Source organism: Pseudoalteromonas nanhaiensis (assembly GCF_051235485.1).
In the GTDB taxonomy this organism is placed as follows: domain Bacteria; phylum Pseudomonadota; class Gammaproteobacteria; order Enterobacterales; family Alteromonadaceae; genus Pseudoalteromonas; species Pseudoalteromonas lipolytica_C.
Map to the genome: position 1 here is coordinate 169893 of NZ_JBPNYQ010000004.1, position 22028 is coordinate 191920.

A 22028-nucleotide genomic window follows, 5' to 3' on the forward strand; every position below is an offset into this window, starting at 1 on the left:
ATTTTTTATATTAGGTTCTTTATTTTAGCTAAATAAAGTACTTAGTCGGCTAATTTTTTAGCAAGATATAACCAAGTTTCTAATACTGTATCTGGGTTTAGAGAAACAGAATCAATGCCCTGCTCAACTAACCAAGCTGCAAAGTCTTCATGATCTGAAGGACCCTGACCACAAATACCTACGTATTTGCCTTTTGCTTTAGCTGTTTTAATAGCCATTGATAATAGTTTCTTGATTGCAGGGTTACGCTCATCAAATAGATGTGCAATTAAACCTGAATCACGGTCAAGACCTAATGTTAACTGAGTTAAGTCGTTTGAACCGATAGAGAAACCATCGAAATACTCTAAGAACTCATCTGCTAGTAAAGCGTTTGATGGTAATTCACACATCATGATTACTTTAAGACCATTTTCGCCACGTTTAAGGCCGTGCTCTTCAAGTAATTCAATAACGCGTTTACCTTCTTCAAGTGTACGTACAAATGGGATCATGATTTCGATGTTAGTCATTCCCATTTCGTTGCGAACACGTTTAATTGCTTCACACTCTAACGCGAAACAGTCACGGAAATCTTCAGAGATATAACGCGCTGCACCACGGAAACCAATCATTGGGTTTTCTTCTTCCGGCTCATATTGCTGGCCGCCAACAAGGTTTGCATATTCGTTAGACTTAAAGTCAGACATACGAACGATTACACGCTCAGGTGCAAATGCACAACCTAGTGTTGCAATACCTTCCACAAGTTTAGAAATATAGAATTCAACTGGCGATTCATAACCTGCCATCATTTCTGAAATTTCAGCTTTAAGCTCATCAGATTGAGCATCAAAGTTAAGAAGTGCTTTAGGGTGAACACCGATCATACGGTTGATTACGAATTCTACACGAGCAAGACCAACGCCAGCATGTGGTAAACGCGCGAAGTCGAATGCACGATCTGGGTTACCCACGTTCATCATAATTTTCATTGGTAATTCTGGCATTTCATCAACACGTGAAGTAAGTACTTCGTAATCTAAAATACCTTCGTAGATATAACCTGTGTCACCTTCGGCACACGATACTGTTACATCCTGACCTGCTTTAATTAAATCAGTTGCATTACCACAACCAACAACTGCAGGAATACCAAGTTCACGAGCAATGATTGCAGCGTGACAAGTACGGCCACCACGGTTTGTTACAATCGCAGCGGCACGTTTCATGATTGGCTCCCAATCTGGGTCAGTCATGTCAGTAACTAGGATGTCACCTTGTTGTACTTTGTCCATTTCGTCAATTGAATTAAGTACACGAACAGTACCTGAACCAATTTTGTGACCAATAGCACGGCCTTCAACTACAACAGCACCTGTGCCGTTTAGTTGGAAACGTTCCATTACGTTTGCGTCTTCATTTGAACGAACAGTTTCTGGACGTGCTTGAACAATATAAAGCTTACCGTCGTTACCATCTTTTGCCCACTCGATGTCCATTGGACGACCGTAGTGTTTTTCAATGATCACAGCTTGCTTTGCAAGTTCTTGAACTTCAGCATCTGTGATTGAGAATTTGTTTGATAGTGCAGAATCTACATCAACAATTTCAACTTGCTTACCGTGTGATTCATCTGCAGAGTAAATCATTTGGATTGCTTTAGAACCAATGTTACGGCGAACTACAGCAGGTTTACCGTTAGCAAGTGTTGGTTTGTGAACATAGAATTCATCTGGGTTTACAGCACCCTGTACAACCATTTCCCCAAGACCATAGCTTGACGTTACAAATACTACATCTTCAAAGCCAGATTCAGTATCAATACTGAACATAACACCTGAAGCTGCTTTATCTGAACGAACCATGCGTTGGATACCAGCTGATAATGCAACACCACGGTGATCATAACCTTGGTGAACACGGTAAGAAATAGCGCGGTCATTAAATAGTGAGGCAAACACGTGTTTGATTGCAGTCATAACTGAATCAATACCACGTACGTTTAAAAACGTTTCTTGTTGTCCTGCAAATGAAGCGTCTGGCATGTCTTCTGCTGTTGCAGATGAGCGAACTGCAAATGATACATCTTGAGATGCGTCGCCATGTAATTGGCTGTATGCGTCGCGAATGGCTTGGTCTAGGTTAGGTTGGAATGGTGTGTCGATAATCCATTGGCGGATTTCGGCACCGACTTTAGCGAGTGTATTTACATCATCCACATCCAATGTGTCTAAAATATCGTGGATTTTTGAGTTTAAACCAGATTGCTCTAGAAACTCATTGAATGCATCAGCGGTTGTAGCGAAACCACCTGGCACTTGAACACCAGCGTTAGCTAGGTTTGAGATCATTTCACCCAGTGAAGCGTTTTTACCGCCAACACGTGGAACATCTTGCATACCAAGCTCTTGATACCAGAGAACGTATTCTTGCACGGATCTTTCTCCATAAACAAATTGTAGTACTAACTGTGAGAGTTAAGAAAGAAAACCTTCTAAAAAGGTCGTAGTCATTCTACACTGGCAACAGACCTCACGTAAACCGTGAAGCCCCTATTTTGCAGATAAAGGTAATAAAAAGGTTAAATATGAGAACTGCATTTTATATCTCTGATGGAACAGCTATCACCTCCGAAGTCTTTGGTCATGCGACCTTATCTATGTTTCCTGTGGAGTTTAATCACAAAACAATTCCTTTTGTTGAAACAGAAAAAAAAGCAAACGAAGTTAGGAACTTAATTAACTCAACAGCTCAACGAGATGGTGAGCAACCTTTGGTATTTTTCACTTTTGTGAACCATGAATTAAGTGAAATTATAAAATCGTCATGTGCGGTATGTTATGACTTTTTATCGCAATACAGTGATAAAATCGCTCAAGAACTCAATGTTGCCCCTGTACCAAAAGTACATAGAACACATTCAATGCATGAGAAAAGCTATGACTTTAGAATTGATGCGGTGAACTATGCGTTGACCAATGATGATGGCGCTAATATAAAAAATTATTCTGAGGCAGACATTATTCTTGTCGGCGTTAGCCGAAGTGGTAAAACACCGACTAGTTTATATCTAGCTTTGCAGTACGGCATAAAAGCAGCCAACTATCCACTTACAGAAGATGATTTAGAGCGTGGCACCCTTCCTGAATGTTTAAAGGCCTACAAACATAAGCTATTTGGTTTAACAATTGATCCTGTTCGCCTTGCTGATATTCGCCAACGTCGTATGGCGAACTCTAAATATGCGTCTTTAAAACAGTGTCGAATTGAAGTTCGTGAAGTAGAAATGCTTTATAAAAAACAAAAGATTCAATATTTAAATTCAACACATCATTCGGTTGAAGAAATATCTGCAAAGATTATATCTGATACAGGTCTTGAAAGACGTAAGTACTAACTTTCTTTAGTATCGGACATTAAAAAAGGCTGCAAATAGCAGCCTTTTTTGTATAACTTATAAGTTACTTACGTGCGTCTTTTAATAAATCTGCGACTAAGAAACCAAGTTCTAATACTTGGTCAGCATTTAAACGCGGGTCGCACTGTGTGCGATAACGTTGTGCTAAGTCTTCATCAGATAAACCATACGCACCACCGGTACATTCAGTTACGTGTTGGCCAGTCATTTCAAGGTGAACACCGCCTGGGTATGAACCCTCAGCTTTATGAACTGCGAAGAACTGGCTAATTTCACGAAGGATATTATTAAAGCTTCTTGTTTTGTAGCCTGAGCTCGCTTTTTCTGTATTACCATGCATTGGATCAGAGCTCCAAATTACTTTACGGCCTTCTTGTTGTACTTTGCGTACCAGTGCCGGCAGTTTCTCTGGAAGTACATCAGCACCCATTCTGGTAATTAATGTTAAGCGCCCAGGAATGTTATCTGGGTTAATGGCATCTATAAGTTTAATTAGCTCGTCTGGGTCCATACCAGGGCCAACTTTCACACCGATTGGGTTTTTAATACCTTTAAAGAACTCGATATGTGCGTGATCTAACTGACGTGTACGCTCACCAATCCAAACAAAGTGTGCAGAACAATCGTACCAGTCACCTGATAGATGGTCACGACGTGTTAATGCTTCTTCGTAGCCTAATAATAATGCTTCGTGTGATGTAAATAAGTCTGTTTCTTTTAAGCTTGGTGCAACTGTTGAGTCGATACCGCACACTTCCATAAATTCAAGGGCATCTTGAATTCTGTCTGCTAACTGTTGGTATTTCTCTTTAAGTGGATTTGCAGCAACAAAACCCATGTTCCAACGGTTTACTTGATGTAAATCAGCTAATCCACCTTGGGCAAATGCACGTAATAAATTTAACGTTGCTGCACTGTGATGGTACGCCGTCATTAAGCGCTGTGGATCTGGAATACGCGCTTGCTCTGTAAATTCAAAGTTATTGATGATATCACCACGGTATGAAGGCAATGAAACACCGTCAATCGTTTCGTAATCTGATGAGCGTGGCTTAGCATACTGACCAGCCATACGTGCAATTTTAACAACAGGGCATTTACCACCATAAGTTAAAACGACGGCCATTTGTAAAAGTGTTTTAAAAGTGTCGCGGATATTCGCTGCGTTAAAGTCACTGAATGACTCCGCACAATCACCACCTTGTAATAAGAAGGCTCTGCCCTCACATACAGCTTCTAGTTGTTTATATAAGCTACGCGTCTCTTCAGCAAAAACTAAAGGTGGTGCACTTTTTAATTGCCCCTCAACTGATTTTAGGGCTTCTTGATCTGGGTACTCTGGCTGCTGAAGTATCGGCAGTTTTCTCCAGCTGTCTGGGTTCCACGATTGCATGTTCTTTCCTCATTCCTAACATAGACCGTTAACGAAAACTAACTTATTGCAGGTACTAAGTTCAAGGACAATATTCAGCTATTTGTAATTATTTAGTTATTTGATAAATACTTTAGCTATGAATAATTAAAAAATAACGATTTAAACATTATAGAACAGTAAGTTACCTGCTGTGTATAGCGAACTTCTATTACAGAATATATAAGAACACATCTTACTATTAGATAGCACTAGTGTAACCTCAGCTTTACGCTAGTTAAAAACACTTTTTTATCACTAAGTTGAAATAATAAAAATACATGCTAAGCACTACAAATAAGGAACACATCATACTTTATTAAAAGAGAATGTAAGGTCAACGTCTGAGTGAAATAAATATTTAAAAGGTCAAGTGATAAGGTTAAACTTAGGGAATCTATATGTAAGATGTGTTCCTATGAGTACTAAACTTGAAATTCGCAGTCAGTTTGATTTAGTTAATGAGTTAACCCACCTATTTTGTGATGAATTAAAACAGCTTGATTTTCATAAAGCGTCATATTATCAATTACCTGATATTGATATAAACGATGAGAAAAAAGTCCCTTCGGCAATACCTGTCATAAAAGTTGAAGGTGCTGATGCACAAAAACAAATCATTAATTCGTTTGGTGATTTTTATAAAAAGACGGGCTTAAGTAGTCGAGTACTTAAAAGGCATCCTGGCTTATTAGTGCTTAAAGATGTTGATAAACAAAATATTACCGCCAGAATCAATCAAATAAACAAAGCCAAAGCTGATTTTAAAAATTGTGTGTTGGCTATCGATAATAACGATGCACGCTTTGAAGCTGTTCATAATGCTGTGCCAAACTTAATTACTTTAGCTGCCTATCGTAAAATTCACTATGAAACAGAGTCACCCTACTCTGTTCGTTTTACTTGGATGCACAAACATGCAACTAAAACACTAACGAAAAAAATGGCACTCGCTATGTTAGAAAAGTCTGCAAGTTATTCAAATCCAAGAATGATCGATCAACATTCTTGGCAAGCACTTGTTGCACAAGAACAAAGTCGTGTTGCAAGTTTAGGTGATAAAGAGAAATTACGAATTCGTAGACCAACAAGGGTAAGCCCACAAGTTAATGTGAGATACACTGCTCAGAACAGATATCATGTTAGCGCTGCTTTACCATTTATATTGATAAACCCTGAACCAGATGTAAAACTTGGTACGTTATCTGATTATCAAAAACCACAAAGCCATCCTCGTAAAAGAGAATATGATTTCTTAGTAGATAGACTTTACTTAGAACAAGTAACAGATTGATTATGTTAAAAAGGCCACTTATGTGGCCTTTTGTTTGTAGTTAGTAGTATTAAAGAAATTAGTCTTCAACTATTTCTTCAATTTTATCTTCATCAATTAAAACTGCATTCTCAACAATGCGTTTGCCACCTTGTATTTCGATTCGTTTATTATGCTTATTTAGTGTAAGAATCTCATCACAAAATTGGTCAGACGGATGCATCTCGTAAGTGTAATCAATAATATTACCTGTTTTATCATCTTTAACGTTGGTAATGTTATATTCTGAAATTGCACCTTTCTCGATCAAATCTTTCATTGTTGTCGTCATATCACGACGCAATGCTTTCAATTTGTTTTCTGTTATTTCATCTGTCGAGTAGATTGATCCGTACTTTTCCATAATTGATAAAAGTCGAAAATGGTAGGTTTTACCCGGTGCAGCATAACGCCATAAATGATACAAACGCAGCATCATCCAACGTGATAAACCACGCTTTAATTCTTGTGCACTATTAAAGTAATAACCTTTATATTCAAGATTATCGATCATGTTATGTACGAACGCATTTAAACATGCAACACATTTTACGTTACCACCTTGACCTTTCTTGCCACTAAAGTGCAGTGACGATAAAAAGTTCATATTCGATTCGTAAAATGAATCATCAATATCAGAATTGCGGGTGTCGGTTGCTGAATATCTAAATGAAAGTTTAGAACCTTGTAATGCTTCTAAAGATTCTTTAATTTGAGGATATGGCATCGACTGGCCAACAGCTTTCAGCTCTTGCGCCAATTCATTCATTGAAAATACAACCGCGTATTGAATACCCGATTTAAAATTAATTTTTACAATTTTACCTTTAGAAGCTAAACGGATCAGAGCTCGCTCGACTTTTTCTTCTCGGTCAGATGGCCAAACAAGATATTCAACATCTTCACCATCTTTACGAGTGCTTACTACCGCAGGTGTAATTTTTATTTCGCCATCATAAAGAATGCCGTCTACTTTTTCTGAGATTCTGCGTGTAACTATTGTTTTCTTTGGTGCTTCTTCAACCGGAAGCTTTTTATGACCAGAACGGACAAAACGTCCCCATAAATCATAATGATTAAATGTATTTGAGTAAGCTCTCAAACCATGAGCAGCATTTTCAATTGAAACGCGCACATCTTTGTTGTCTGTAAATAGTGCTAGACTTTCATTATCTATTGCACTTTCCACCCCGTGGATCTGCCCGCGTAATGTATCGGGTAAGTTATCTACCGAGATGTTGACCTTTCGGCTCATTGTTCTTATTTCCAATTTTTCTTCGACAGTTAATAACAACACATAAAACTTAAAAAGTTAAATGTTTAAGTTAGTAAAAACTTGATCCGATCTCAATTAATTTCTTAGGATCAGATTTATACTAACTCTCTCGTAATTGCTAATTTTCAGATCAGATTTTTACTAAGTTATAGTTCATAGGTGGCGATTTTACTAACTCAGTTCAATTTATGTCCGGTGAATCTACTTTTTAAGGCTTATTTACACGACATAAATCTCTATTTTTTAAATCGCATGTGGATAAACCAAGTTTAAGTTAGCATAGATCTGATCTGTACCAACTATAGATCAGATCCGTACTAACTAAATGCTTAAATTTACCTGGGTACCAGTGTATAACTTTCTAATTTAGTTAGTAAAATTTTGATCTACACAGACATAATTGTGAGTAATTTAGTGATTAAGCTGTGCATAACTAAAAAGCCCATTTTTTACTTAGTAATAAGCTGATCTGTGAGTAATAAGAGATCTGATCTTAACCAAGTAAAATTATGATCTGCTATTTTATGAAATATTCAATCAAATCAGCTAGATATTACACTATTTTAGCATCTTAACCTTATATACCTATATATTTAACCGATATTAAACTTACTTATTTATACTTAGCATAAGTAAAGTTACAAATTTTTATTAAATGTCTTATTAATAAAAGGTATGTCGTCTTAAATACTTGTTTACAGCAATTTGAATGGACATTATACTTAAAGCATAACTTTGAGGAAGAAAGTATGTCTATCAATAATAATGCGCTAGCCACTTATAGGTTACTAAAAGCGACAGCAGAAGTTGCTGAAAAATCGCTAGAAGGACGTATTCAACATTACCGTGCCCATCTTAAGTCTGAAGAAAAAGAACTTCGCACTTACACTCAAAAAGCCGCTGCTGATCTACTAGGTTGTAATAATCGCACCCTTAAAAGACGCCATGACAATGGTGACTTTGATGAATTGAATATCAAACGTGGCGCAAATGGTCACTATGCTTATACGTTAGTCAATATTTTTGCTATGGCAGATATCATGGATATCAAGCCAGATCACCGAACTCTAGATGATAAATTACAAGTTATTGTTATTAATTCACTAAAGGGTGGATGTGGTAAAACAACTAGTATGGTTAATATAGCCGCAGCTCTGGCTACCACCAATATTAAACGTTATCGCATTGGTATCATTGACCTTGACCCACAAGGTTCATCTTCAAGCTTTTTCCCACCAAGTGAACCTGATCCAATCACTGTAGGTGACTTAATGCGTGATTGTATTGAACTTGAAGATAATGAAACGTGGGATGAATTAGTTACAAGTGCATTTCTACCTACTCATATTCCTAATATCCGTATCTTACCTTCAGGTATGGATGACTTTTATTTTGAGCATGAAACAGCCACTTTACTAAAAGACAGCTCAAGCTACGATAAAACACGTCATTACCACAAGTTATTAGAGAAAGTTATTGAGCCAGTAAAAGATCAATTTGATATCATTCTAATTGACACCGCTCCTTCTCTTAACTTTATGTTTTATAATGCATTAATGGCTTCTACATCAATGCTTATTCCTGTTCATCCAGAAGCAGTAGACTTTGATGCCAACAATAAATATTTAAAACGATTAGGTGAGATATACCATACAGTTGCAGCCCTTGGTCACGAGGGATGGGATTTTATGCAGTTCTTAGTTACTAACTATGTGAAAGGCAATCACTCACAGCGTGATATCGTAAAAGATGTACGTAGTGCCTTCGGTCGTCAAGTAATGAGTTACCCTATAAATCATAGTTCTGCTATAACAGCCAGCTCATCATCATTTAATACCATTTTTGATCAAAAGACTTCTGACAGCTTAGCAAGTCGCGAGTCACTATTACGTGCTCAAGAAAATATCAAAGATGTGGTTGATGAACTTGAAATGTTGATCAGATCTAACTGGCAATCAACTCAATCAACACTAAATACAGCTAAGTAAGGTTAATAATAAAGATGGCTAAAAAACGTAAAAATGATACCAGCTTAGATCCTTTTTCAACCTCTATTGAAAGTAGCAGTTTAGATGCATTGCTTGAAAAAGCATCTGCCGGTGATGTTATCAGTATGCCTGCTCCTAGTGATCCTACCCGTCAAATCACGTTGGTATGTAAAGTGATCCCTAGCTCTGAAATTGAAGCTAAAACAAAGGTATACGGTAAAAACCGCCGAGTACAATCACTTCTAAACGAAAAGTCAGTTGCCGATATTCTACCTGCAATTGCTGAAGACGGTCGTAACCAGCACCCTGCCCTATGTTGGGATAAAGGTGACGAAATGCTTGTATTAGCAGGCTCACGTCGTCGTAAAGCCTGTATTTTAAGTAATTCTGATTACTTAGTATTAAGCTCTGCAGACTTTACAGATCAAGATGCAAAAATTCTTGCCGTTTCTTCAGATCAATACATTGCCCCGAGTTTATGGGAGCTTGGTCAAGCATATCAACAGACCCGTGATGAGCTTATTGCTGAAGGTAAAAAAGGCTCTTATCGTGAAATTGCTGCTATTGAAGGCGTGTCTCACACTGCAATTGCTGATGCAATCAAAGCTTATGAGAATCTTCCAGCAACAGTTTTAAGCCTTTACCCTACTGCAAATCACGTAGGTCGTGAGGTCGCTAAAAAGCTCATAGCAGCTAAAGAGCGAGATGAGCAAGCGTTTACTCAGCTTGTTGACGAAATCAGTTCTGATGCTGAGCTTGCGGCTATTAGCAGTGATGACAAACGCGCTTTAGCTATCACTAAACGCTTAACTGCAGAGCCAGTGTCGACTAGTCGCCGTGAAGCAATACTTGATAGTGAATTTGTTGTTGTACAGCGCAACATTAAAAGCGGTGATCTATCTGTGAAAATAGATAATAAAGTTATGACTGACAAACGCTTAGAGCAATTAACAAAGCTATTAAATAGCTTTAATTAGTTAGTAAAATAACGATCTATCACGCTTTTTATGTTAGTAAAAGCGTGATCTGTTCTCCTGTTTAGTTAGTAAAATAATGATCTCATTTGGCAATAATCATAAGATCCTACCCTCTCAGATCACTATTTTACTAACTTATAACCCCTTTACAGCTCTTTTTTGGTTTTCCTTACATATCTTAGTAAAAAAGTGATCTGTAAAGCCCCTTCGTTGTTTATAAGTTGTTCATAACTTGTGCGATTGCTGTTTGTTAAATCAGCTTTTTGTGTTTTAAGTCGATTTGCTGTTTTATAAAACACTTTTTTACCAACTTATCAGCTCCAACCAGTCCAAAATGGCTTATTAGTGCTTTAGCTCATCGCCGATAGATCATATACTGGCAGAATTATTTTTTGTTTTTACTGCCAAAAACTTTATGTCTGCTAACTTATCCAAAAATGACTTATTAGCTATCTTTGAGGAAATCAAACAAGAGCAAGAAACCCAGTTTCCTCTTTCTGAACGATTCATCAAACAGCTATTTAAGCCGCATGTGTTAAGTAAAGCTAAAGAGTATCATCAGAACGGTCAAATCAACTGGTTAGAACACAATAGTGATTTTAGTGTTATAGATGCATCTATGTTTGGTAATGAAGGAAATACATTTACCCAGCATATCGAGATCAGTAAATTACCAACTGGTTTTTCGGTCGATTCACACTGTACATGTGGTTCAAAAACAAAATGCCGCCACATCGCTGCAGTTTTACTCAAGTTAAAAATTGAACATTCAGGCAACTATGGCGAAGATTATATTATTAATGATTGGTTTAGTGAGCTTAAAACATTAAAGCAAGCATCGAATGATACAGCCAAACAAGTTCTACTTTTTGTTTTAGATGTTGAAAAATCGGTTGTAACATTAACGCCTAAAATAGCTAATTTCGATCCCGATCATAACTATACCCTTGGCCGCAACCTTACTGAACAACAATTAAATAGCTTTGTTACACCAACAGATTTACTAGAGTCTGACTTTCGACTTTATAGTTGGATCCGCTCGCAAAATGCCCTTGGTAAGTTAGAGCTTAAAGGTCAATGGGGGTTTGCGGCCCTGCAACAACTTATTGCCACACAGCGTCTATTCTTAGGTCGTTCTCGCCAAGCTATTAAAGCAGATACCATGCAAGCTCTAGAGTTTGATTGGAAACAAAATAAAGATCTAACCTCATTGAGCATGACACTCGCAGGTCAAGATAATTGGTTATTATTAAAAACAACACCGCCTACTTACCTTGACCCTGACAAGCTAAAAGTTGGTCGCATCAGAACACCTTTAACAGCTGATGAAATTGCCTTACTAGCAAATATGCCTGCAATACATAGTGAAAACTTTGATCGAGTCTATCAGCAGCTCAGTGATAATTTTGGTGAAGGGGTAATCCCTCATGCGTACAAAGAGAATAAAATTTGTAATGCGCGTAGTGTTTTTCCTGTCATTAGCTTAAATAATGATGAAGGAACTATTCGGTTATCACTTAAGTTTAATTACCAACGTTCTTTGTATGATTTAAGCCAAGCTCCTGCAGAGATTATTAATCAATCATTCGAGAATACCGTTGTAAATGAATTAATTAACCTTGGTTTTGAGCTTTGTAAAGGGGCTTTACAAACTGATTTTATATTTAATAAACAATCAGTTATACATGAACACTGGTTAAAGTTTGAAATTATTCCAAACTTGTCAAAACGCGGTTGGAAAATTAACGACGATCTAAATGTAGGTAAAGCTTTAAAGCAACTTTCACTTCAAGTACAACGCGGCAAAGGTCACCAAATAGTTAGTAAAATAGTGATCTCTGGTGTTAAGACGCAGCAGCTTTTCACTACTGATGATAAAAACTTTCAATCGCTTAACAGGCAAAGTGAGCAGTTCTTCTATTTTAATGTAGGCAAGCGTTTCGCTGTTATTAATAAAGCTGCCATAGCGCAACTAAATGAATACCGTGAACGTTTTGAACACATAAAAACACGTGATGAAATTTTAATGCCGCTGTCATTTTTACCACAATTAATAGAGCAGACAGCCATTAAAGTGAATATTGTTGATGATACGCTTGATGCCTATTTAGCGGAATTAAGTCATTCGCAACAGTTAATTAAAAAGTCCGATATTCAAGGATTAAACAAGGGTGTGCAGTTAAGAGAATATCAGCAACACGGTGTTGATTGGCTCAACTTTTTAAAACGACACCAACTAGGTGGGATTTTAGCTGATGACATGGGGCTAGGGAAAACCCTTCAAGTTATTGCCTTTTTGGCAAACGCAAAGCAATTACCTCAGGCAGGACCAACTTTAATTATTTGCCCTACCAGTTTGGTTGGAAACTGGCAAAGTGAAATTAATAAGTTTGCGAGTAACTTAAAAATTACTACCGTGTTTGGTGCTGCTCGCAGCGAGCAATTGCAGCAGTTATCACAGGCAGATTGTATTTTAACGACCTACCCTTTACTTAAACGTGATATCGCTTTTTATTCACCGCTGTATTTTGAAAATATTATTCTTGATGAAGCGCAATACATTAAAAATGATGCTGCGCAGGTTTCGCGCTTAGTTAAACGACTTAATGCTGACTTTAAGTTATGTTTAAGTGGCACACCTATCGAAAACAACCTCTTTGAGCTTAAGTCCTTACTTGATTTTGCCATGCCTTCTTTACTTGGCTCACAAGCTCATTACAAAGATTATTTCCAGACGCCGATTGAGCGTGATAACGATGTACAGCGTGCTGATGAATTGAAGTCTTTGATCATGCCATTCATCTTACGCCGCACTAAAGCACAGGTTACTCAAGAGCTACCAGAAAAAACTGAGCTAATTAAAGAATTTGAGTTTGAGGCAAAACAAAAAGAACTCTATACAGGAATTACAGAATCTCTTGAGCAAAAGCTTGTCGATTTATTTGCTCAGCAAGGTGTGCAAAAGAGTAAACTTGCGTTTTTAGATGCGTTATTAAAATTACGCCAGATTTGTTGCCATCCAAAACTGATTGATCCAAGCTCTCAAGCTGGCAGCGCTAAACTTGAATGGTTATCTAAGCATTTGCCTATCATGCTTAGCGAAGGTCGTAAGGTGATTATATTCAGTCAATTCACCATGGCACTTGATGTCATAGCTGAGCGATTAAATGAATTAGGCATCAGTTTTAGTATGCTTACCGGGCAAACAAGACACCGGGACCGTGTTATCGAAGAGTTTACTCAAGGTGATACATCCGTATTCTTAATTAGTCTTAAAGCCGGTGGTACAGGGCTAAACCTAACTCAAGCCGATACTGTGATTCATTTTGATCCTTGGTGGAACCCTGCTGTTGAGAAACAAGCGACAGATCGTGCCTACCGTATTGGTCAAACTAACCCTGTGTTTGTTTATAAATTAATTATGGCTAACTCAATTGAACAAAAAGTATTTAAAATGCAGCAGCATAAGCAAGCCCTTGTTGATGCATTATTTACCGAAAAATCAATGAGTTTTACTCAGTTTGATGAAGAGCAAATGCTTGCTCTGATAAAAAATTAAATTTTTTTAAAGTTTTTTTGAACTAATCAAATTTTGGGGCGTCTATTATTATGCTTGTTGTTAAATTGCAGTTTACATAAGCATTATGTTGATTTCCCATTTGGTTACTAAATTTTAGTAATGTTAGAGCCAGCTCACCTTGAGCTGGCTTTTTTTATGCCTGCTCCCCTACTCTGCCGAGTACTAATTCGTTATGATGATGTGTCTTCAAGTTATTGAGTTTTCGTTATGATTACAGAGCTAATTGCACAGATTAATTGGCAAAGTGTGGTACTTGGTGGTGCTGTAGGTGCAGTTGCAAGTGGTGTTATTTTTGCCTTGCAAAAAAGTCGCTTAAAAAATCAGTTAACCGAGCTGCAAAATAGCTATCAAATCCAGCAAAGCAATTTAGAGCAAAAGCAGCTGCAACTGCAAGAAAGCCAACTTTCGCATTCACAGTTACAGCAAGATTACGCTGAACAGCGTGATGAATCGCAACATTTTAAAACCCGTTTTGTAGAACAAGAAAAACAAGCGCAACAATACAACCAATTTTGGCGTAGAGTTGAAGCCGAACTCACTGAAACTAAAGCGGCTCTTAATCAGCGAGATGTTGAATTAAGTACCTTACGCAGTACGATAGAGCAAAAAGAGCTGCACTTTAAAGAGCAGCTTAGTCATATCAAAGAGAGCAAAGAGCAACTCAAAAAAGAGTTTGAAAACCTCGCTAACCAAATCCTTGAAGAGAAGTCTCAGCGTTTTAAAACTCTAAACCAAGAAAGCATCGAACAACTATTAAAACCGGTTCAGGGTGAGCTAAAAGGCTTTCGCGATAAGATGGAATTGATCCACGTTGAAGATCTTAAACAACGTGCAGCACTAAAAACTGAGTTATTGCATTTACAGGCTAAAAGCCAAGCTATTACTGAGCAAGCAGATAGGCTGAGCACTGCATTACAAGGACAAAAGAAAACCCAAGGTAATTGGGGAGAGTTAATGCTTGAAAATGTACTCGACAGCGCTGGGCTGCGTGCAGGTGTAGATTATCAACGTGAAGTGTCGTTTAACACTGAAGATGGTCGTCTACGCCCAGATGTTGTGGTGTATTTACCCCAGCAACGCCATTTAGTTATTGATGCTAAAACCTCTTTAAACGCTTATACACGCTATGTAAACGCCGATACTGAGCTTGAAGCACAGCAAGCGCTTAAAGAGCATGTAGCGGCGGTGCAATCACGTATTAACGAGTTAGCAAGCAAAGCCTACGATAGGCTACCCGGTATTAACTCACCTGAAGTGGTGATCATGTTTGTACCGATAGAGTCGGCTTTTGTTGAAGCACTTAAATACCAAAGTGATATATATCAGCAGGCTATCGAAAACAATATCTTAGTTGCAACACCAACGACGTTATTAACCAGTTTGAACATCGTAAAACAACTGTGGCGTTTTGAAGAGCAAACTAAATACTCAAAAGAGCTTGCCGCCCGTGCTGAGCGTTTTTACAACAAACTCAATGGTTTCCTAACCAGTATGGAAGGGGTTGGCAAGCAATTAGACCGCGCCAAAGAAAGCTATGATAAAGCGTTTTCTCAGCTGTACCGCGGTAAAGGAAACTTAATTAAGCAGGCCTCAGAGTTCAAAGAATTGGGGGTTTCTGTTCAAAAAGAGTTGCCCGCGGAAAGTGTTGAAAAAGCCCAATTAGAGTTAGATTAAATGCGATACAAAAAAGCCAACGTCTTGTTGGCTTTTTATTAGTTAATAAGTTCTGCTGAAACAATATCGTTGAGCATCAAAAAGTGGTTAAGTACAGACTCTTCAAGTTCGAATACCTGCGCGATTTTTTCGCCACTTGCTGACTTCCCTGTTTGCGCACCAGCAAATTCAATATGTAACCCTAAACGCTTCAGGGTTTGAGCGTCGTAACTATAAATAGCAGAATCACGTTTCTCTGTAATACCAGGCATCATACCTATGATAGTAACCGCCTGTTCAACATTAATGATATCGAAGAATTGTCGCTCTGCGGTTTGCCATTTTGCAATATAGCTAGCAACTTCAGGAGGCTGTTCCATAGGCACGTATAGTGGCTGTAATGAGCCGCCATGCCAGCCTATAACGGCTTGCTCTTCAACAAGTACATGTGGACTAGCGGTAAGTACATAATTAGCGCAAGACGATGCACAAAGCTCGCGTACCACAACATTGAGTTGATACTCATGCACTAAGCCTCCTAAATGTAGGCCGGCCATAACGTCGCCGCCTTCACTATTGATCACTAAGGTATCTATTTGGTTACGGCTACTAACTAATAGTTTTTCAAACTCTTCGACACTTTTTTTGGAAGTTTCGCCTTTGTAGTAAATTGTGCCCGGCGATATCTCACTGATTTCATTCACTGCATGCTCTGTTGTTTTACAGCCAACAAGCAATACTGTCAGTAATAATAATAAACGCATTAACAATGCCTTAAAGTTTTGTTTCTATACCGCGCTCAGTTTAATAATATGTTATTAACGGACTGCGAAAATCGCATAGTACGATTTTTTGCTTGAGAAATAAATCCAGTTATTAGGAACAATTGTATGAATATTGGGATTTACATTTATGATGATGCTGAAGTACTCGATTTCTCAGGCCCATTTGAGGTGTTTAGTACTGCCAGGCGTCTAGCGAATAATGACTGGCAAGTGAGTTTAATTGCTGAAAATGATAGGCCTGTACTTGCCCGCGGTGGTTATAGTGTAAACCCCCATTACAGCTTTGCTGACTGCCCTTTGCTTGATCTACTTGTTGTGGTTGGAGGTGATCATACACGAGAGCTAGAAAAAGCAGAGGTTATTGCTTGGTTAAAAAACACAGCCACTAACACCAAGCGTGTTGCGAGTGTTTGTACAGGGGCGTTTTTGCTTGCTAAAACGGGGCTTTTAAGTGGTAAAAATGTCACGACACATTGGCAAGATCAACCTGAGCTGGCTGCTATGTTTTCTGATCTCAATGTGATTGCAGATACTCGTTGGGTCACTGATGGTAAGTTTACCAGTTCAGGTGGTATTTCTGCTGGCATTGATATGAGCTTGGCTTTAGTCGCTGAGTTTATTAGCTACGAACACGCCTTGTTGACTGCTAAACAGATGGAGTATCAATGGCAGACTTTATAATTTTTCAGTAATGTAGTCGGTTATAAACTGTTTTAAACAGGCAGCCTTTTTACTCAGTAAACGTGCGCTTGGCCAAATCGCATAAATATCGCGGTTTTCGCCTCGCCAGTGTGGCAATACTTGAACTAGTTGCTGAGATTTTAATTCATCTATTACCTCAAACCGAGGTAACAAAGCGATACCTTGCTCATCACAAACTAAGTATTTTACAAATCCAGTGTCGTTAAAAGTGCTCGCAAATCGGCACATATGGTTATAAGTTGCATTCGTTTGTGTATTGGTCAACTGCCATTTACTTCTTAGTGTGGTGCCAATTAACCTATGCTGTTTTAAATCAGCTGGCTCTTCTAAGGCTGGTGCCGAATCAAGGTATGCTTTAGTGCTTACAAATAAAGTATCAACACTGCCTAACTTTTTTTGATGAAGCATAGAATCGGCCTGTGGCCCTACTCTTATCGCTATATCAGCTTGGCTTTTACTCAGATCCTCAAGTTGATTATTAAGTAGCAGCTCAAGTTGAATATCGGGGTACTGTTTAGTAAATGCGAGCCACATTGGCTTTAAGAAACCATGACTAATATTCAGAGGTGCTAAAACTTTAAGCTTTCCTGACAATTGTGCTTTTTGCTCATTAAGCTGGCGATGGGTTTGTTCAAATTGCTCAATTAATTCAACATAACTTTGAAAATACACCTCCCCTGCTTGCGTTAACGTGCATTGCCTTGCTGAGCGGTTTAATAGCTGCTCCCCAAGGCATTGCTCAAGTCGTTGTAAGCGTCTTGATACTGTCGCGGTAGGTAGCGACAAACTTTCAGCTGCGTTACTCAGGCCACCTTGTTTAACAATCTGTATGAATAGAGCGATATCGTCAATCATGTTCTCATTTATGCAATCATTGTTTGTTTATCTTGCTATTTTTATCACTTTTGTAATTAGTTATCATGTTTTTATTGAAACATTTTAGGAGCAACTAATGGACGCAACGCATTGGCATCAACGTTGGGAAAATAACGAAATAGGTTTTCACGAGGGAGACGTTAATCGTTATCTAGATCAGTATTTTACTAACTTAAATTTACAGCAAGGCGATACTGTTTTTGTGCCACTGTGCGGAAAAACTCACGACATTCATTATTTGCTAGCGCAAGGTATGCGTGTTGTTGGGGCAGAACTTAGTGAGATAGCCATTAAGCAGTTATTTGATGAGTTAAAGCTAGAACCCGAAATTAGCCAACATGGCGAACTATTACGTTACCAAGGCGCAAATCTAACCGTTTGGGTAGGTGATATTTTTGCGCTTACCGCGAATGAACTTGGCACTATCAACGCGGTTTATGACCGTGCCGCTTTAGTCGCGCTGCCAAAGCCCATGCGCATTCGCTATACCCAGCATTTACTTGAATTAACCAATAGAGCAACGCAGTTAGTGGTGGTATTTGAGTATCAGCAAAGTGAGTTTTCGGGTCCACCGTTTAGTGTAGTCGCCGATGAGCTACATCAGCACTACGATGCTTTTTATCAACTAACATTACTGTGCAAAGAGCCTCTAGAAGGTGGCTTAAGAGGGCAAGTCCCCGCCATGAACGTTGCTTGGCATTTAAGTTAGTACTTACAAACTAGTGGTGTGTAAATTCACACCCTAGTTGTGCGTTTTTGTGGCTGGTTATTGTACCTCTGTGCGTGCACTATAGAGATAAGCGTATTTAAGGAGCACATTTATGCAAAAGCCACGCGTTTTCTTTGTTTCACATGGCGGCGGTCCTATGCCATTGCTTGGCGATCCAAGTCATGCTGATATGGTCACTTGTTTGCAGTCTATTGCTGCAAAAATTAAAAAGCCGTCTGCTATTTTGATGGTGAGTGCGCACTGGGAAGCAAACCCTATTAGCATCACTTCGAGCGCTGCTCCTGAGCTAATTTATGATTACTATGGTTTTCCTGAGCCTGCCTACAGTATTGAGTACCCAAGCCCTGGCGAACCAGCCCTTGCCGAAAAAGTACATCAAGCATTGGCAAAGGCTAATATCGATAGCACATTAAACTCATCTCGTGGCTTTGATCACGGTATGTATGTGCCTTTGAAGATTATGTATCCAGAAGCAGATATACCTTGTGTGCAATTGTCGTTACATCCAAGCCTTGAGCCAAGCTTACACCTAGCGATAGGTGAGGCTTTACAACAGCTTGATTACGATAATTTATTGATCATTGGTTCTGGCTTTACTTTTCATAATATGCGCGCATTTTTCACGCCAGAAACTGCTGAAATTAAAGCGCAAAATATCGCTTTTGAGCAATGGTTAGTTGATGTATGTGGCAATACTGAGCTGAGTGAACAACAGCGACAAGCTAAGTTATTAGAATGGCAAATGGCCCCTGCGGCGCGTTTTAGTCATCCTCGTGAAGAGCACTTATTGCCATTACATGTTTGCTATGGTGCGGCGATGCGCCCTTGTAGTGGTATCTACGAACTACGTATTGCCAACAAGCAAGCCAGTATGTTCTTGTGGGACGATTGAGTTTAAGTTCAACCCCCCAGATAACACGATAAAGGCTCAGATTTTATAAGTTTATTTTGGTACGCTAGGTAAGTTAAAACCTAGGAACAACAAAATGAACTTAATAAAAACATCAACCCTTGCGTTTGCTGTGGTTGCGGCTTTAGGTTTGCAAGCATGCTCAAGTACAGAGCAAGTAAGCACGCCATCAGCAACAGTGAACGCAACGGCTAATCCGCTCTCGCTTGAACAAATTTATAAAGAAAAAGACTTTAAAGCTGAGCGTAGCACCTATTTTACGTGGCTCGATGATGGTACTGGTTATACGGTACTTGAAGAGCGCGAAAGCGATAAAAACAGCCAAGACGATAAAGCTAAAGACGACGAGCACGGCGTAAAAGGCAATGATATTGTGTTTTATAACGCCGATGGCACGGGTCGTAAGGTACTTGTTAGCTACGAAAAATTAATTCCAAAAGGTGAGAAAGAGCCACTCACTGTTGAAAGCTATCAATGGTCTAAAGATGGTAAATGGCTGATGGTTTTTACCAATGGCGAGCAAGTGTGGCGCTCACGTAGCCGTGGTGATTTTTGGCTATTAAACCTCGAAACTGATTCGCTGTATCAGTTAGGTGGTGAAAACATCGAAGCGAAAAAGCTGATGTTTGCAAAGTTCTCACCAGATAGCTCAAAAGTAGCTTACGTGCGTGATAACAACATCTACATGGAAAAAGTCGGCAGCAAGGCTGTGACTGCTTTAACCACTGACGGTAACGACACCATTGTTAATGGTAATTTTGACTGGGTATACGAAGAAGAATTTACCATTCGTGATGGTTTCCGATGGAGTCCAGACAACAAATCAATTGCCTATTGGCAGCTTGATACCAGTGGCGTGAAATACTTCACCATGATCAATAACACCGATGATCTCTACCCTACCCTGAAAGAATTCCCGTATCCAAAAGCCGGCGAGATGAACTCTGCGGTTAAAGTGGGTGTGGTTAGTCTTAGCGACAAGAAAACCCGTTGGGCTGAACTAGGTGGCGATAATCGCGATCGTTATATCCCACGAATTAGCTGGGCAGGTACTGGTGAATCTTTGATGATCCAAGATCTTAACCGCCCGCAAAGCCACAACAAGGTTTGGTTATTCGACTGGCAAAAACAACAGCTGACTAAAATTCTTGAAGATAAAGACGATGCCTTTATTGAGTGGTTTTATAAAGCAAACTGGTCAAAAGACGGTAAGTTCTTTATTTGGCACAGTGAGCGTGATGGTTGGCGTCATCTATACCGTGTATCTCGCGATGGTAAAACGGTTGTTGATTTAACACCGGGCGAGTACGACATCATTGATATGCTAGCGCTCAACGAAGATAAAAACGTTATGTACTTTACTGCATCACCGGATGATCCAGGCCAGCGTTATTTATTCCGTACCTCGCTTGATGGCAGCTCTAAACCGGTGCGCGTAACGCCTGAGTCATTTGATGGTTCAAACAGCTATTACATGTCTAAAGATACCTCTTGGGCGATGCATACCTTCTCTAAGTTTGGCACTCCACCAATGAAAGAGATCATCAAAGTAAGCGATCACAGTAATGTGAAAACCTTAGTTGAGAACAAAGTATTAAAAGAGAAATTAGCGACTGAACAATTACCGACTCACGAGTTCTTTAAAGTTAATGCCCGTGATGGTGTTGAGCTTGATGGCTACATCATGTTCCCAGCTAATATGGATAAAAGCAAAAAATACCCAATCGTATTTTATGTTTACGGTGAGCCATGGGGCTCAACAGTTCAAGACCGCTGGGAAGGCGACAGTTACTTATACAAGTCGTATTTAACTCAGCAAGGCTTTATTGTTGCCTCAGTTGATAACCGCGGCACGCGCGCACCAAAAGGCAGAGATTGGCGTAAGTCTATCTACAAAAAAATAGGCTCTATTACCGTGCGTGACCAAGTTGACGCCCTTGATGCAATGGCAAAACGTTGGGATGTCATTGATACCGACCGTGTTGGTGTATGGGGTCACTCAGGTGGCGGTAGTTCAACGCTTAATTTGTTATTCCGCCATGGTGATAAATATAAAGTGGGTATTGCTTCAGCACCAGTGCCTGATATTCGCTTGTACGATACCATCTATCAAGAGCGCTATGCGGGTAACCCAAATACCGATCCTGAAAGTTACGACAACACCTCTCCGATCACCTTTGCAAAAGACCTGCAAGGTAAGTTGCTACTGATCCACGGTACCGGAGATGATAACGTACACTACCAAGGCTCAGAGCGTTTAATTAATGAATTAGTTAAGCACAATAAACAGTTCGAGTTTTTCTCTTACCCGAACCGTTCTCACAGCCTACGAGAAGGTAAAGGCACTACCCTGCACTATCACACTATGATGGCTAACTTCTTCGAAAAGCATTTACTTAACAAGTAAATATGCTTTATTAAAAACCGC

15 protein-coding genes are annotated in these 22028 nt (G+C 39.1%); 10 read left to right on the forward strand and 5 right to left on the reverse strand.

All coding sequences use genetic code 11. The features are described 5' to 3' along the window. Positions 1 to 41: 41 nt before the first annotated feature. Positions 42 to 2417 (reverse strand): phosphoenolpyruvate synthase, encoded by a 2376-nt coding sequence (gene ppsA, locus ACSFVZ_RS06065; protein WP_435558365.1) that lies wholly within the window; start codon positions 2415 to 2417, stop codon positions 42 to 44. A 152-nt stretch (positions 2418 to 2569) separates the two neighbouring features. Here ppsA and ppsR point away from each other — a divergent pair, with 152 nt between their 5' ends. Then, positions 2570 to 3379 carry a posphoenolpyruvate synthetase regulatory kinase/phosphorylase PpsR gene (gene ppsR, locus ACSFVZ_RS06070; protein WP_135926628.1) on the forward strand — a complete coding sequence of 270 codons (810 nt, stop codon included), beginning with the start codon at positions 2570 to 2572 and terminating at the stop codon, positions 3377 to 3379. 64 nt (positions 3380 to 3443) lie between these two features. Here the strand turns inward: ppsR and ACSFVZ_RS06075 are convergent, their stop codons facing one another. Further along, positions 3444 to 4793, reverse strand: a complete 1350-nt coding sequence (locus ACSFVZ_RS06075) for a class II 3-deoxy-7-phosphoheptulonate synthase (protein WP_435558366.1) — start codon at positions 4791 to 4793, stop codon at positions 3444 to 3446. A gap of 436 nt (positions 4794 to 5229) precedes the next feature. Here ACSFVZ_RS06075 and ACSFVZ_RS06080 point away from each other — a divergent pair, with 436 nt between their 5' ends. Further along, positions 5230 to 6105 carry a DNA replication terminus site-binding protein gene (locus ACSFVZ_RS06080; protein ID WP_138556532.1) on the forward strand — a complete coding sequence of 292 codons (876 nt, stop codon included), beginning with the start codon at positions 5230 to 5232 and terminating at the stop codon, positions 6103 to 6105. A 58-nt stretch (positions 6106 to 6163) separates the two neighbouring features. Here ACSFVZ_RS06080 and ACSFVZ_RS06085 read toward each other — a convergent pair whose 3' ends face one another. Continuing rightward, positions 6164 to 7378, reverse strand: coding sequence for a hypothetical protein (locus ACSFVZ_RS06085; protein WP_063703764.1), 1215 nt, complete (start codon positions 7376 to 7378; stop codon positions 6164 to 6166). A 770-nt stretch (positions 7379 to 8148) separates the two neighbouring features. Between ACSFVZ_RS06085 and ACSFVZ_RS06090 the strand changes: the two genes are divergently transcribed. From ACSFVZ_RS06090 to ACSFVZ_RS06105, 4 genes are all read left to right on the forward strand, one after another. Further along, positions 8149 to 9387 (forward strand): AAA family ATPase, encoded by a 1239-nt coding sequence (locus tag ACSFVZ_RS06090; protein ID WP_135926631.1) that lies wholly within the window; start codon positions 8149 to 8151, stop codon positions 9385 to 9387. A 14-nt stretch (positions 9388 to 9401) separates the two neighbouring features. Then, positions 9402 to 10364 (forward strand): transcriptional regulator, encoded by a 963-nt coding sequence (locus ACSFVZ_RS06095; RefSeq protein ID WP_199526148.1) that lies wholly within the window; start codon positions 9402 to 9404, stop codon positions 10362 to 10364. Positions 10365 to 10779: 415 nt separating this feature from the next. Beyond that, a complete protein-coding gene (locus tag ACSFVZ_RS06100; protein ID WP_435558367.1) occupies positions 10780 to 13923 on the forward strand; it encodes a DEAD/DEAH box helicase in 3144 nt (1047 codons plus the stop codon). 228 nt (positions 13924 to 14151) lie between these two features. Next, entirely contained in the window at positions 14152 to 15618 is a 1467-nt protein-coding gene (locus ACSFVZ_RS06105) for a DNA recombination protein RmuC (protein ID WP_435558368.1), read from the forward strand. A gap of 38 nt (positions 15619 to 15656) precedes the next feature. On the opposite strand, the gene ACSFVZ_RS06110 is transcribed toward ACSFVZ_RS06105, so the two are convergent. Further along, positions 15657 to 16361, reverse strand: a complete 705-nt coding sequence (locus tag ACSFVZ_RS06110; RefSeq protein ID WP_435558369.1) for a hypothetical protein — start codon at positions 16359 to 16361, stop codon at positions 15657 to 15659. 126 nt (positions 16362 to 16487) lie between these two features. On the opposite strand from ACSFVZ_RS06110, the gene ACSFVZ_RS06115 reads away from it, so the two are divergent. After that, positions 16488 to 17063 carry a DJ-1/PfpI family protein gene (locus ACSFVZ_RS06115; protein WP_138556528.1) on the forward strand — a complete coding sequence of 192 codons (576 nt, stop codon included), beginning with the start codon at positions 16488 to 16490 and terminating at the stop codon, positions 17061 to 17063. Here ACSFVZ_RS06115 and ACSFVZ_RS06120 read toward each other — a convergent pair. Next, positions 17058 to 17939: a LysR family transcriptional regulator gene (locus ACSFVZ_RS06120; protein WP_435558371.1), complete on the reverse strand. Its 882-nt coding sequence runs from the start codon at positions 17937 to 17939 to the stop codon at positions 17058 to 17060. The genes ACSFVZ_RS06115 and ACSFVZ_RS06120 overlap by 6 nt on opposite strands. Positions 17940 to 18036: 97 nt before the next feature. Between ACSFVZ_RS06120 and tmpT the strand changes: the two genes are divergently transcribed. The 3 genes from tmpT to ACSFVZ_RS06135 all read left to right on the forward strand — a co-directional run bounded on the left by tmpT (position 18037) and on the right by ACSFVZ_RS06135 (position 22007). Then, positions 18037 to 18669: a thiopurine S-methyltransferase gene (tmpT, locus tag ACSFVZ_RS06125; protein ID WP_235381982.1), complete on the forward strand. Its 633-nt coding sequence runs from the start codon at positions 18037 to 18039 to the stop codon at positions 18667 to 18669. Between the two features lie 112 nt (positions 18670 to 18781). Then, the gene (locus ACSFVZ_RS06130; RefSeq protein ID WP_235381983.1) at positions 18782 to 19582 is read left to right on the forward strand and encodes a DODA-type extradiol aromatic ring-opening family dioxygenase; all 801 of its coding nucleotides are present in this window, start codon (positions 18782 to 18784) and stop codon (positions 19580 to 19582) included. A gap of 94 nt (positions 19583 to 19676) precedes the next feature. Continuing rightward, positions 19677 to 22007: a S9 family peptidase gene (locus ACSFVZ_RS06135; protein ID WP_435558373.1), complete on the forward strand. Its 2331-nt coding sequence runs from the start codon at positions 19677 to 19679 to the stop codon at positions 22005 to 22007. Positions 22008 to 22028 lie beyond the last annotated feature (21 nt).